General features: G+C 62.6%; 14 protein-coding genes and 2 pseudogenes. 4 read left to right on the top strand and 12 right to left on the bottom strand.

Annotated features, from left to right (window positions below):
* The 11 genes from XpopCFBP1817_RS16105 to ccmA all read right to left on the bottom strand — a co-directional run.
* On the bottom strand, positions 1–384 hold a 384-nt coding region (locus XpopCFBP1817_RS16105; RefSeq protein ID WP_146090190.1), incomplete at its 3' end, for a hypothetical protein.
* Positions 385–410: 26 nt separating this feature from the next.
* Positions 411–1,214, bottom strand: coding sequence for a retropepsin-like aspartic protease (locus tag XpopCFBP1817_RS16100; protein WP_128417882.1), 804 nt, complete (start codon positions 1,212–1,214; stop codon positions 411–413).
* A 405-nt stretch (positions 1,215–1,619) separates the two neighbouring features.
* Positions 1,620–2,633: a tetratricopeptide repeat protein gene (locus XpopCFBP1817_RS16095; RefSeq protein ID WP_167393957.1), complete on the bottom strand. Its 1,014-nt coding sequence runs from the start codon at positions 2,631–2,633 to the stop codon at positions 1,620–1,622.
* A complete protein-coding gene (locus XpopCFBP1817_RS16090) occupies positions 2,633–3,067 on the bottom strand; it encodes a cytochrome c-type biogenesis protein (RefSeq protein ID WP_167393956.1) in 435 nt (144 codons plus the stop codon). The genes XpopCFBP1817_RS16095 and XpopCFBP1817_RS16090 overlap by 1 nt, the downstream gene beginning before the upstream one ends.
* Positions 3,064–3,666 (bottom strand): DsbE family thiol:disulfide interchange protein, encoded by a 603-nt coding sequence (locus XpopCFBP1817_RS16085; protein WP_128417880.1) that lies wholly within the window; start codon positions 3,664–3,666, stop codon positions 3,064–3,066. The genes XpopCFBP1817_RS16090 and XpopCFBP1817_RS16085 overlap by 4 nt, the downstream gene beginning before the upstream one ends.
* Positions 3,659–5,596: a heme lyase CcmF/NrfE family subunit gene (locus XpopCFBP1817_RS16080; RefSeq protein WP_128417879.1), complete on the bottom strand. Its 1,938-nt coding sequence runs from the start codon at positions 5,594–5,596 to the stop codon at positions 3,659–3,661. The genes XpopCFBP1817_RS16085 and XpopCFBP1817_RS16080 overlap by 8 nt, the downstream gene beginning before the upstream one ends.
* A gap of 171 nt (positions 5,597–5,767) precedes the next feature.
* Positions 5,768–6,238 carry a cytochrome c maturation protein CcmE gene (gene ccmE / locus XpopCFBP1817_RS16075; protein ID WP_128417878.1) on the bottom strand — a complete coding sequence of 157 codons (471 nt, stop codon included), beginning with the start codon at positions 6,236–6,238 and terminating at the stop codon, positions 5,768–5,770.
* Complete coding sequence (locus XpopCFBP1817_RS16070) at positions 6,235–6,405, bottom strand: heme exporter protein CcmD (RefSeq protein ID WP_128417877.1); 171 nt, start codon at positions 6,403–6,405, stop codon at positions 6,235–6,237. Before XpopCFBP1817_RS16070 ends, ccmE begins: the two co-directional genes overlap by 4 nt.
* Positions 6,402–7,154: a heme ABC transporter permease CcmC gene (gene ccmC / locus XpopCFBP1817_RS16065; RefSeq protein WP_128417876.1), complete on the bottom strand. Its 753-nt coding sequence runs from the start codon at positions 7,152–7,154 to the stop codon at positions 6,402–6,404. The genes XpopCFBP1817_RS16070 and ccmC overlap by 4 nt, the downstream gene beginning before the upstream one ends.
* Positions 7,155–7,284: 130 nt before the next feature.
* On the bottom strand, positions 7,285–7,980 hold the full coding sequence (gene ccmB / locus XpopCFBP1817_RS16060; protein WP_128417875.1) for a heme exporter protein CcmB: 696 nt from the start codon (positions 7,978–7,980) through the stop codon (positions 7,285–7,287).
* Positions 7,977–8,621, bottom strand: a complete 645-nt coding sequence (gene ccmA, locus XpopCFBP1817_RS16055; protein ID WP_128417874.1) for a heme ABC exporter ATP-binding protein CcmA — start codon at positions 8,619–8,621, stop codon at positions 7,977–7,979. The genes ccmB and ccmA overlap by 4 nt, the downstream gene beginning before the upstream one ends.
* 264 nt (positions 8,622–8,885) lie before the next feature.
* On the opposite strand from ccmA, the gene XpopCFBP1817_RS16050 reads away from it, so the two are divergent.
* Both XpopCFBP1817_RS16050 and XpopCFBP1817_RS16045 read left to right on the top strand, forming a co-directional pair.
* Entirely contained in the window at positions 8,886–10,034 is a 1,149-nt protein-coding gene (locus XpopCFBP1817_RS16050) for a pyridoxal phosphate-dependent aminotransferase (protein ID WP_128417873.1), read from the top strand.
* A gap of 134 nt (positions 10,035–10,168) precedes the next feature.
* Positions 10,169–10,969 carry an amidohydrolase gene (locus XpopCFBP1817_RS16045; RefSeq protein WP_128417872.1) on the top strand — a complete coding sequence of 267 codons (801 nt, stop codon included), beginning with the start codon at positions 10,169–10,171 and terminating at the stop codon, positions 10,967–10,969.
* A 100-nt stretch (positions 10,970–11,069) separates the two neighbouring features.
* Here the strand turns inward: XpopCFBP1817_RS16045 and XpopCFBP1817_RS16040 are convergent.
* Positions 11,070–11,495, bottom strand: a pseudogene (locus tag XpopCFBP1817_RS16040) (glutaminyl-peptide cyclotransferase); the annotation flags it as partial.
* 17 nt (positions 11,496–11,512) lie between these two features.
* Between XpopCFBP1817_RS16040 and XpopCFBP1817_RS23205 the strand changes: the two are divergent.
* Positions 11,513–11,968, top strand: coding sequence for a hypothetical protein (locus XpopCFBP1817_RS23205; protein WP_244171206.1), 456 nt, complete (start codon positions 11,513–11,515; stop codon positions 11,966–11,968).
* Positions 11,965–12,489: pseudogene (locus XpopCFBP1817_RS23200) on the top strand (Tn3 family transposase). The gene XpopCFBP1817_RS23205 and the pseudogene XpopCFBP1817_RS23200 overlap by 4 nt, the downstream one beginning before the upstream one ends.
* The last annotated feature ends 88 nt before the right edge of the window (positions 12,490–12,577 follow it).

The raw sequence follows: 12,577 nt of genomic DNA, 5'->3' as shown, positions 1-12,577 counted from the left end.
AGATCGCTGATTTTTTGAAGGTATGGTCATCATCCAGTGCGTGTCACCACGGCTACGACTTGGTTGTTCGAGGTGCCCATTACTTTTTTTCAGTTTTGGATGTGTTTTAAAAGGCAGTCCTTGGACACTCGCTTCAGCGGAGCTATGCAGCTGATCAGATTCGTATACGACAAGCTGTTCGCCGTTTCCTGTGTCAATGTCCGCTAGCAAGTCTTTGCCATTAATTTCAACCATACCCATGATAAATTGCGTTCCGCCGAACAAGTCTGACGCCATCCGTAGCTCACCACTACATGCGTTGCCGGAACGCAGATCGATTTGCGAAGATGAAATTTTAAATTGACCCATGCCTTGTATAAGGTCGAGCCCAATAACATTTTCCACTGAAGGATCATCGCTTACAAGAACGGTTATATCTGTCGCTGTAAAAGCGCCAAGTTTAAAGCTTTTGACATGCGCAAAAAAACATTAACTTGGCGAGCTTCGAAAATCAGATCATAAGAGATATGTCCGCTATTTTTTTCCGGAGAAAGGCCCAGCGCGTGTGCAGTTTTGCCTCCTATGACGGTTGCCGGCCCGCCCGTATCGAAAGCAAATTCGGCTGAAATATCGTTCACTTCTGCCTTTACCCTAAACGGTTCGCTTCTTTTTAATGGATCCCCACTACGAAATATTCTTTGTATACGGGTTTCGGATCCATTGATGGAGAATCTTGGGCTTTTACTTTCAATTTGTGGGACAGAAACCGCGGCTGGCGCAAGAACTTCAACGTCATTATTATATTGACCGGGCGCCTCATCAAGCATGGTTTTCCGAACAAGCTCTTCAACATCGCTGGTTGCAGAATGAATCATGGCCGACCATTTTGGGTAGTCACCTCTAATCACTGCATTGCCGGCAAGTAAACTCTTGCACTTAAAGTTGATGTTGTAATCATTGCCCAGAGACCTCTTGGCGGTATCGGCGCAACGAGTGGCGTGTTTGTCAGAATTGCTGATGTCGCCACGGACTCTTGCAATATAAGCCTTCAGCATCTCCATTTTAGACGGATTGCTCGTTTCTTTGACTAGCATAGAGTTTAGTGCTGGGAGATCGCCTGATCTCATAGCTAGGTCGGCGGAATCCAACCTGGGATTGAGGACCAGAGAGCTGTCCTGTGCCCAGCCATCAGACCAGGCAAGGAGTGCAACTAACGAAAAGGAAAATTTGGCCATAGGCTATATTGAACTATGCGCCCATAGAAAAAATAGTTGCATTGAAGAAGTAAACTTAGGAAGAGACATATCCACTGCGGAAATTGCGACAGCGCCACCGTTCTCAACCGCGGTAGTGTTCATTTGCGTCATTGCGCCCATTTGAGCCACTCAAGGCATATGCCGCGATCTGTCTCCGTTCACCGGTCATCCTGATACACGCAGGGTTTCCTAGACCTCTCAAGTCCATGGAAGTCGCCGCGTACATTGCCAAGGTGTAAAAACAAAGTACGCCTTTATGCAAGCCCACCGCGGGGACTTCAGGCTGTGCGGGATGAGCCGGATGTTGCTGGCGCAAAGATCAGCGCCGACCTAAGCCAGCTTGGTCAACGATGCGTGCATAGCGTCATCAACACGGGCCAGCAATCAGCGGCCGATGATCAATTCCACCTCGCTCTTGCTAGGCAGCTCAACCATCACCGGCACGCTCTCGACATCGTCGGCCTGGCGCATCGCATTGCCGCTGCGCGACAGCCGCGCCAGTACCTGCACCTTGTCCAGCGACGACAGCGTGCGGGTCGGCATCGGGCTGTCGCCATCGTCCAGGGTGGTGGTCAAGGGCAATTCGTTCAGCGCGTGTTTTTCCACCGCCACCGGCATCGGCGTATCTGCTGCGCGGGCGATGACGAACACACTGGTATCGCCGGGCAATGCGGCGCGTTTGGCGAACTCGGCATCCAGCCTCACGCGCACCTGGATGCGTTTGCCGCTGGCTGCAGTGGCAGCAGGCGCAGCCGGTGCCTGGATCGATGCCAGCTTGGCTTCACCACGCGCGGCATTGATCTGTTCCAGCAGGCCCGGGCGGGTGTTGGCGTCGACCACACCCAGCAACGGCGCCCAGGTCTCGCTGGCCTTGGCCGGCTGACCGGCCTGACGCTGCACTACGCCCAGAAACCAGCGTGCGCGTTGATGGTCTGGTTGCACCGCCAACGCATGTTCGAGCAGGCGCATGGCCTGCGGATCAGGGCGCCCGCTGTCGTCGGCGAGCATGCACGATTGCGCGGCCGCCACCAGCACGTCGGGCTCGTCCGGACGCAACGCAACGGCGCGTGCAAACGCATCACGCGCTTGGGCGAATTTCTGTTGGCTGGACAACGAGCGCCCCAGCAACACCCAACCTTCGGCCTGATCCGGATTGCGCGCCAGCGCAGCGCGCAGTTGCACGATGGCTTCGTCCAACGAACGCGGCGTGGCTGGCCGATTGGCCGGCTGCTCGATCGCGCTCGGCGTGCCGACCAACCAATACAACGCCGCGCTCGTGGCCAGCAACAACACCGCAATGCTGGCGGTAAGGCCGCGCGCTTCGCGCCATAGCGGCCGCAGCACTACGCCGAAGACGAGCAAGGCCAGCACCACGGCCGCGACAACGAAGCCAACCATCACCACTTCTGCTCATCGGCGGGCAGGGCGGGCGCAGCCACGCTGCGTCGGCGCACCACCAACACAACGGCGCCTCCGCCAAGCAGCAGCGCCAGCAGGGGGCCGAACCACAACAGCCAGGTGCGCGATTCCACGCGCGGGCGGTACAGCACAAACTCGCCATAACGCGCCACCAGGAACTGGCGGATCTGCGCGTCGCTGCGCCCTTCGTGCATCAGCGCCAGCACTTCGCGACGCAGGTCCTGCGCGATTTGCGCATTCGAATCGGCCTGCGATTGGTTCTGGCATTGCACGCAACGCAACTCGGCAGTCAACGCGTGAAAGCGCGCTTCTTCTTCGGCAGAGGCATAGCGCAGCGGCGCCGGGTCGCCGGCGGGCTGGGCCAGGGCCAGCCAGGGCAACAGCAGCAGCGTCAGCAGCCAGGCACGCATCATCGGCTGGCGTGCAGATCCGGTGCGGCGCTGGGCGAACGCTCGATCTTGCTCAGCACCGGAATCAGCTGCGTGTCGATGATGGATTGAGTGAGCATGCCGCTGTATTTCCAGCGCACCACGCCGCGCCCGTCGACCAGAAAGGTTTCCGGCGCCGCCGCAATACCGAAGTCGATCGCGGTACGGCCATCGGTATCGGCCACCACCAGCAAGTACGGGTTGCCCAGTTGTTCGAGCCAGCGTAGCGCATCGTTGCGCTCGTCCTTCCAGTTGTAGCCGATCACACGCACGCGCTTGGTCAGCGCAAAGCGGCTCAGCACCGGATGCTCTTCGCGGCAGGCCGGGCACCAACTGCCCCACACGTTGATGATGTAGGGGGCGCCGCGCAGCTCGCGTGCGTGCACCACGATGCTGGGGTCGTGCAGCAGCGGCAGCGCGAACTCCGGCGCAGGCTTGCCGATCAGCGCCGAGGGCAGGGCATCGCGATCATCCTGACCGGAGCGCACCACCGCATAGACCAACAGCGCTGCAAGTGCGAGCAGCAGCACGATGGCGCCCACCAGTACCGCAGTGGGCAGGCGGGGTGAACGTGACTCAACCATCTTGGATCTCCGGAGAACGACGAAAACGCCGGTCGGCCGCGGTGACCAGGCCGCCGAGCGCCATCAGCAGCGCTCCGAGCCAGATCCAGCGGACAAACGGTTTGAGGTGGACGCGCACCGCCCAGGCGTGATTGCCCAACGGTTCGCCAAGGGCGACATACAGATCGCCGAACGGACCGGGACGGATCGCCGCCTCGGTCAAGGTTTGCCCGCCGCTGGCGTAGCGGCGTTTTTCCGCATGCAGCATGCCCACCGGCGCATCGTCCTTGAACATCTGTAGGTTGGCACGATCGGAGGCGTAATTGGGCCCGCGCAGTTCTTCGACGTGATCGAAGTGCAGCGCGTAGCGGCCGATCTGCATCTGCTCACCCGGCGCCAAGGCGACCTCGCGCTGCAGGCTCAGCGATTCCACCAGCAATGCACCGGCCAGGAACACCGCCACGCCAATATGCGCCAACACCATGCCCAGCATTTCGGGGGTGAATTTACGTCCCTTGGCCGCGCGCCGCGTCCACAGGAAGCGCAGCGTGCCGAACAGCACCCAGGCCGCACCAGCCACGCCGATCGCCGCTTTCCACTGCCCCTGTGGAGCGGCCAACCATGCCAGCACGCCTGCGGCAATGGCCAGGCCCGCCCACGGCGCCAGCATCGCCAACGGGCGCGAGGCCTGCTCGCGCTGCCAGCGGGTCAGCGGGCCGAACGGCAACAGCGCCACCAGCGGCGCCATCAGCACCACAAACAACGTGCCGAAGTAAGGCGGCCCCACCGACACCTTGCCCAGGCCCAACGCATCGGCCAGCAAGGGATACAGCGTGCCTAGCAACACCATCGCGCAGGCGCAGGTGAGCAGCAAATTGTTCAACAACAGCAGCGTTTCGCGCGAGCTGCCGGCAAACGCGCGGCGCGGGTCATCCCCCAGCGACAAGCGCGGCGCACGGATGGCGTACAGCACCAGCGAACCACCGACCACCGCCAGCAGAAACACCAGAATGAACACCCCGCGCGAGGGATCGGCCGCAAACGAATGCACGCTAGTCAGCACGCCCGAGCGCACCAGGAAGGTACCCAACAGCGATAACGAAAATGCGGCGATCGCCAGCAACAATGTCCAGCTGGCGAAGTTGCCGCGCTTTTCGGTGACCGCCTGCGAATGCAGCAATGCGGTGCCCACCAGCCACGGCATGAAGCTGGCGTTTTCCACCGGGTCCCAGAACCACCAACCGCCCCAGCCCAGTTCGTAATACGCCCACCAGCTGCCCAGCGCGATGCCGACAGTGAGCATCGACCAGGCCACATTGGTCCACGGTCGCGTCCAGCGCAGCCAGCGTGCGTCCATCCGGCCTTCCAGCAGCGCGGCGATGGCGAAGGCGAACGGCACCGCAAAGCCGACGTAGCCGCAATACAACATTGGCGGATGGATGATCAGGCCGGGGTCCTGCAACAGCGGATTGAGATCGGCGCCTTCCAACGGCACCGGAAACAAACGCGCGAACGGATTGGAGGTAAACAGCAAAAAGGCCAGAAAGCCGATGCTCACCAGCGCCATCACGCCGAGCACGCGTGCAATGACGTGCACGGGTAGCTGCCGCGACCACAGCGCCACCGCACTGGTCCATAGCGCCAGCACCAGCGTCCACAGCAGCAACGAGCCCTCGTGCGCGCCCCATACTGCCGAGTAGCGATACATCGCCGGCAACAAGCTGTTGGAATTCTCGGCGACGTAGCGCACCGAAAAATTCTGCACCAGGAAGGCATGCGTCAGCAGTGCGAATGCTGCGGCGATCAGGCCCAGCTGCACCAGGGCTGCCGGCCGCGCGACCGCCATCCAGCTGCTGCGCCCAGGCTGCGCACCGGCCAGCGGCAACGCGGCCTGCACCAACGCCACCAGCAACGCCAGAATCAGCAGGAAAGTCCCGAGCTCAGGCAGCATCGGGTCGGCGCGTTGGTGAGCATGCAGTGGTGCAACGATTGCAAGCGCAATGAAGAGGCGTCATTGATGCAGCGTTTGCACGACCTTGCCCATGCACAGCGACGTTGTCAGCCAAGCCACCACCTCGCAAGCCATCAACCTGCAGCAATGCCAATGTTCTGATGGATGCCATCAACGCAGCGTTCCAGCTTGGTCTGCTGCCGCCGGCACGTCGTGCTTGCGATGCGCGCTGCCCATCTTGTCGGCGACTTCCGTCGGCATATAGGTCTCGTCGTGCTTGGCCAGGATATCTTCGGCCACGAACACGCCTTGCTGCATGCGACCGGTTGCCACCACCGCTTGCCCCTCGCGAAACAGATCCGGCAGGATGCCGTCGTAGCGCACCTGCAGCTGTGCATCGCCATCGGTGACACGGAATTGCGCTTCCAACGAGCCGGACCCACGTTTGAACGAGCCTTTTTCCACCATGCCGCCCAGCCGGAAGTGCGCGTGCTCGCCAGCGTCGCCGCGCAGCACTTCCGACGGTGTATAGAGGTAGGCCACATTGCGCTGCAGTGCCATCGCCGCCAGTGTGGTCGCCAGGACGCCGGCCAGCACCAGCGCAATCACCCACCACATCCGGCGGCGCCGTTGCGGGGTCACCGGATCAGCTCCACATCGGTGGGCACCGCGCGCTTGCGCTCGCGCAGACGCCGCGCCTGTGCAATCTTCAAGGCGCGACGCACCTGCCAGCGGCCGGCAAGCAGATCCCACAGCAGCACCAGCACGAACACCGCGTAGGCGGCGATGACGTAGGGCAGGTAGGTCATGCCGCGCCCTCCGGCGCATCGCGCACGATCCAGGCCTTGCCGGCCTCGCGGCGCAGGTTGTCGGCACGCGCGCGGGTGAACAGCGAACCGGCGAACCAGAACTTGGTGCCGATCACCATCAGCCACAGTGGCAGCAACATGCTCGCATCGATCGTCGAGGGGCCGAGCAGGCGAATGCTCTGGCCTTGGTGCAGCGAGTTCCACCACACCACCGAATAGCGGATCACTGGCAGCAGCGCCACGCCGACGATCGCCAGCAGTGCGGCCGCGCGTGCGGCCTGACGGCGGTCGTCGATAGCCTGATACAGGCCGATCACGCCCAGATACAGAAACAGCAGGATCAGCTCGGTGGTCAGGCGCGGGTCCCAATCCCACCAGGCGCCCCACATCGGCTTGCCCCAGATGCTGCCCGTGAGCAGGGTAATTACCGTGAACGCGGCGCCGATCGGCGCGCAGGCCATCGCCAGGATTTCGCAGATCTTGATGCGCCAGATCAGCGCGATCGCCGCATACATCGCCATTAGCCCGAACACGAACAGGCTCATCCACGCACTCGGCACATGGATATACATAATGCGGAAGCTATCGCCCTGCTGGTAGTCTGCCGGCACCGCGAACAAGGCCTGCCAGATGCCCAAGCCCAGCAGCACGGCGGCCAGCGCGTAGCACCACGGCGCCCAGCGCGCAGTAAAACGGTCGAAGATCGGAGGTGAGGCGAGTTGGTGGAACCAGTGGACGACGACGTTCATACGATGGCAGTAGCCCTTGGAATGGCATTAGCTCTCGAAACAGCAGTGGCTCTTGCAACTGACATAGCTGTTGCCACTGCGATAGCGCTCGGCGCTGCGCGCCTCATCACCACCGCATCGACCGCACGGCTCAATTCAGCGAAATACGGATCGCGGCAGCCGCAGCCAGCGGTGCCAGGACCACGCCGATCACCAATCCGGCGCCTAACAACAACAACGCACCCACTGAATCCTGTCCTTGCCCACTGGCCGCAACACTGCCGGCACCGAACACCAACACCGGCACGTACAACGGCAATGCCAGCAACGCCACCAGAATACCAGAGCGTTTCATCGTCACCGTCAGCGCCGCAACCACGGCGCCGAGCAAACTTAAGAGCGGTGTTCCCAGCGCCAACGATGCCAGTAGCACCGGTAGTTGGTCATGTGGCAGGTGCAGCAATTCGCCCAGCAGCGGCGTTACCGCGATCAACGGTAACGCGCTGGTCGCCCAGTGCAGCAGCACGCGCACCGCGATCAGCCACGCCAGTGGCACCGGCGCCAGCAGCCATTGCTCCATCGAGCCGTCTTCCACATCGCTGCGGAACAGCGCATCCAGCGACAGCAACCCGGCCAGCAGCACCGACAACCACAGCACCGCGGGCGCGGCCTGCGCGAGCAGGTCCGGGCGCCCGCCCAGGCCCAGCGCGAACAACACCACGATCAACAGCGCGAACAGGGCAGGCTGCAGCGCATCGCTGCGACGGCGCCACAGCAAGTGCAGATCGCGGCTGAGCAAGGCGCGCGCCGCTTGCCACAGCGAGGGTTGCGGCGAATGCAGGCTCATGCCGCGACCTCCAAGGTGAGCATGCGGGTGCGCACCGGCGGCGCCGCGTAGGCGCCGTGGGTGGTGACCAGCGCCGCACCACCGCTGCGCAGATGCGCAGAGATCATCCGGTTGACCAGGGTGATGCCGTCCAGATCCAGGTTGGCGTAAGGCTCGTCCAGCAGCCACAGTGGGGCCGGCGACAACCACAGGCGCGCGAGCGCCAGGCGCTTGCGCTGGCCGGCCGACAATTGTCGCACCAGCGCATCTTCGTAACCGGCCAGGCCGACGATGGCGAGCGCATTGCCGGGCATCTGCTTGGCGCGGCGACCATGCAGGCCACACAGAAAGTGCAGGTTTTCCAGCGTGCTGAGATCTGCCTTCAGGCCCGGCAGGTGGCCGAGGTAGGCCATGAAGCGGCTGCGGTCGCCGCGCCGCGCGGTCTTGCCGTCGATCTTGATTTCGCCGCGCTCCACGTGCAGCAAGCCGGCCAGCACGCGCAGCAGCGTGGTCTTGCCGGCGCCGTTGTCGCCCTGCACCAGCAACGCCTCGCCGGCATCGACGTGGAAATCCAGCGGGCCGAACACCGGCTCCTCGTTGCGGCTAAAGGCCAGCGCGCGTGCCTCCAGCAATGGTGGTGCAGTGTGCAGCGGTTCGATCATCGGCGCAGCGGGCTCCCGTCGCAGGATGGCATGGGGAAAGAGGGTGAGTGCGAAGCGACCTGTGGCGGGCCGATACGACGTCGCGCGTTGCGCCCAGGGCATACGCGCTCCAGGCAAGGCGCGCATTGTAGCGGCGATGGCCGCGCTGGTGCGCATTGCGCGGCTTGATGCGTCCGGGAACGCTGTTTTGCGCCTGCTGGGCGCGACGGTCTGGCGGCTTTGCGTACACTCGCGGTCCCCCCATTTCTTGTCCGGACAGGCCCGATGCCCCTCACGACCAAGCTGCCCAAGGTGGGCACCACCATCTTCACCGTCATGTCGCAGCTGGCGGCCGAGCACGGCGCGGTGAATCTGGGCCAGGGGTTTCCCGATTTTGCAGTGCCATCGCGGCTGGTCGAAGAGCTCGAACGCGCCATGCGCGCCGGCCACAACCAGTACCCGCCGATGACCGGTGTGGCGGCATTGCGCCAGGCCATCGCCGGCAAGGCGCAGCGCTGCTACGGCGCGCAGGTCGATGCCGATAGCGAGATCACCGTCACCAGCGGCGCCACCGAGGCGATCTTCAACGCCATCCACGCGGTGGTGCGCACCGGCGAAGAAGTCATCGTGCTGGACCCGGCCTACGACTGCTACGAACCGGCGATCGATCTGGCCGGCGCGCGTGCGGTACACGTGGCGCTGCACCCGCAGACCTTCGCGGTCGATTGGGACGCGCTGCGCGCAGCGATCACGCCCAAGACGCGCCTACTGCTGATCAACTCGCCGCACAACCCGTCCGGCGCAATGCTCTCGGCGGCTGACATGCAGACGCTGAGCGAGCTGCTGCGCGGCACCGACATCTTCCTGCTCTCGGACGAGGTCTACGAACACATCGTGTTCGACGGCCGCCGTCACGAATCGGTGCTGCGCTGGCCGGAATTGCGCGAGCGCGCATTCGTCATTTCCAGCTTCGGCAAGACCTATCACTGCACCGGCTGGAAGATCGGCTACGCCATCGCACCGCCGGCACTGAGCGCCGAATTTCGCAAGGTGCACCAATACAATACCTTCACCAGCTTCGGCCCGGCCCAGCACGCCTTCGCCGCGATGATCCGCGACGAACCCGAACACGACGAGCAATTGGGCGCTTTTTATCAAGCCAAGCGCGACCGTTTCCGCGAACAGTTGCTGACCACACGCCTGAAGCCATTGCCGGTGCCCGGCGGCTATTTCCAGCTGGTGGATTATTCGGCCATCAGCGATCTGCCCGACACCGAGTTCGTGAAGTGGCTGACGGTGGAGAAGGGCGTGGCGGCGATTCCGCTCTCGCCGTTCTATGAAACCGCGCCCGCTGGCCAGCGTCTGGCACGGCTGTGCTTTGCCAAGAACGATGCGACGTTGGATGCGGCGATCGAGCGCTTGCAGCGACTCTGAGGAGCTGGGAGTCGGGATTTGGGATTGGCAACAGTGGTTCGTCGTTTGTTGACTTGAATCCGCAGAAAGCCCGATGACATAAAGCCGCCCGAGCCCCGCTGTTCGATTCCCCAATCCCCAATCCCGAGCTTCTTATGCACGACCTCCGTATCTCGCTCGTCCAGGGCGATACCCGCTGGCATGACCCGGCCGGCAATCGCGACTACTACGGCGCGCTGCTGGAGCCGTTGGCCGGGCAGACCGATCTGGTGATCCTGCCGGAAACGTTTACCAGCGGGTTCTCCAACGATGCCATCTTCAAGGCAGAAGACATGGATGGCCCCACGGTGGCGTGGATCCGCACGCAGGCCACGCAGTTGGGTGCGGTCGTCACCGGCAGCGCGCAGGTGCGCACGCCGCAGGGCGTGTTCAATCGGCTGTTGTGGGCCACGCCCGACGGCGCGTTGCAGTATTACGACAAGCGCCATCTGTTTCGCTTCGGCAACGAGCATCTGCGCTACGCGGCTGGGCGTGATCGCCTGACGGTGGAGTGGAAGGGCTGGCGGATCAATCCGCAGGTTTGCTACGACCTGCGTTTTCCGGTGTTCTGCCGCAATCGCTACGATGTCGAGCGGCCGGGTCAGCTGGATTTCGATCTGCAATTGTTCGTGGCCAACTGGCCCTCTGCACGCGCGTATGCGTGGAAGACGCTGCTGCGCGCGCGCGCGATCGAGAACCTGTGCTTTGTGGCGGCGGTCAACCGCGTCGGCGTCGATGGCAACCAGTTGCACTACGCCGGCGACAGCGCGGTGATCGATTTCCTAGGTCAGCCGCAGGTGGAAATTCACCAGCAGCCGCAGGTGGTGACCACCACGATCAGTGCGTCGGCGCTTGCCGAGCATCGCGCGCGTTTCCCGGCGATGCTGGATGCCGATACCTTTGCGCTGACAGATTAGGCAGTAGGCAGGAAGACGGGATTTGGGATTGGGGATTCGCAACAGCGAGCGTGCTGCCGCCTGCGCGAAAGTCGCTTAGACCAATTCCAATCCCAGCGACTCAGTCAGTCAAGCGAATCTCATAGATTTTCGGCCAGCGCTTGCCGGTGACGAACAGGCGGTCGTGCTTGGCATCGTAGGCAATGCCATTGAGCACATCGTTGCTCGGATCCGTCATCGTTTCGGCATCCGGTACCAGCGCCTTCAAATCGATCCAGCCGATCACCTTGCCGCTGGCCGGATCGATGCGTGCGATGCGCGTGGTCAGCCAGACATTCGCCAGCAACTCGCCTTTCACCCATTCCAGCTTGTTGAGGTTGTCCAGCGGCCGGCCGCGCGCGGTGACCTTGATGCTGCCGTCCTGTTGCAACGTCTCCGGATCGCGGCGGCGGATGGTGGAACTGCCGTCGCTCATGTACATGCTGCTGTCGTCGCGGGTCAGTGCCCAGCCTTTGCCTGAATAGGCAAAGCGCGTGCGCGGCGTGAGAACCTGGCGAACCGGCTTTGTCGCTGGCAACGCGCGAAAGGCAGGATGCCTTGTTGCTTCCCGCGAACGCCGACAATGAGGATGCCGATAAAACTGAAGCTGATGCGCTGGGAAGCGCGCCGGCCGCTCTGCTGAAGCTGCGCGGCAGTCCCGGCCGTCCCAGCCTCGCCAGCAAGCAAGACGAGCTGGCGAAACTGAACCTCATCCGGCAGATCGAACTGCCCACCGACCTGTTTGACCATGCACCCCCGCGCGACATAGAGCGCTGCCGGGGGCGCGTGTCGGTTAAAGCTCCGCACGCACTGCGCCGGCACCCCGACGCCGCGCGCCTCACCTGGTTGGCGGCCTTCGTCTACCTGCGTACCCGCACGCTGACCGATGACTTGGTGGATCTGCTAATCGAGACCATCCACCAGATCGGCGCACGCGCCGAACGCAAGGTCGAGCGGGAGTTGCTGGATGACCTCAGATGATCGAGAGCGTGATCCATTACTGCACCGAGATGGAGGTGGACCGGCAGTACGTTGATTCACCCGGCCATAGCGCGGTAGCGTTCGCCTTCTGCCGACTACTCGGTGTCCAGTTGCTGCCGCAGTTGTAGGCCATCCATTCGCAGAAGCTTTATCGCCCAGAGGCCGGCAAGGCAAATGCCTACGCGAGTCTGCAACAGATACTTTCCAGGTCTATCAGCTGGGAGCTGATTCGCCAGCAGTATGACCAAATGATCAAGTACGCCACGGCGCTGCGCGTGGGCACAGCGGAAACCGAGGCGATCCTGCGTCGCTTCACCAAGAAGAATGTGCAACACCCGACCTACAAAGCGTTTGCCCAGTTGGGCAAGGTGATCAAGACCATCTTCCTATGCCGGTACCCGCACTCCGAAACGCTCCGTCGTGAGATCAACGAAGGGCTGAACGTGGTCGAGCACTGGAACGGGGCAACTTATTTCGTTTTCTTCGCCCGGCGCGGCGAGATGGCCAGCAACCGTCGGTAGGGTAACGAGGTCAGCATCTGAGGTATCCCCACGTTTTTCAGCCCATGACCATCTGGTTGTAGACGTGTTCGGGCAGTGTGCGTAATCG

The sequence above is a fragment of the Xanthomonas populi genome, assembly GCF_002940065.1.
GTDB classification, from domain to species: domain Bacteria; phylum Pseudomonadota; class Gammaproteobacteria; order Xanthomonadales; family Xanthomonadaceae; genus Xanthomonas; species Xanthomonas populi.
Note: the sequence above shows the minus strand (reverse complement) of the source record. Positions and strands in the feature narration are given on the sequence as shown.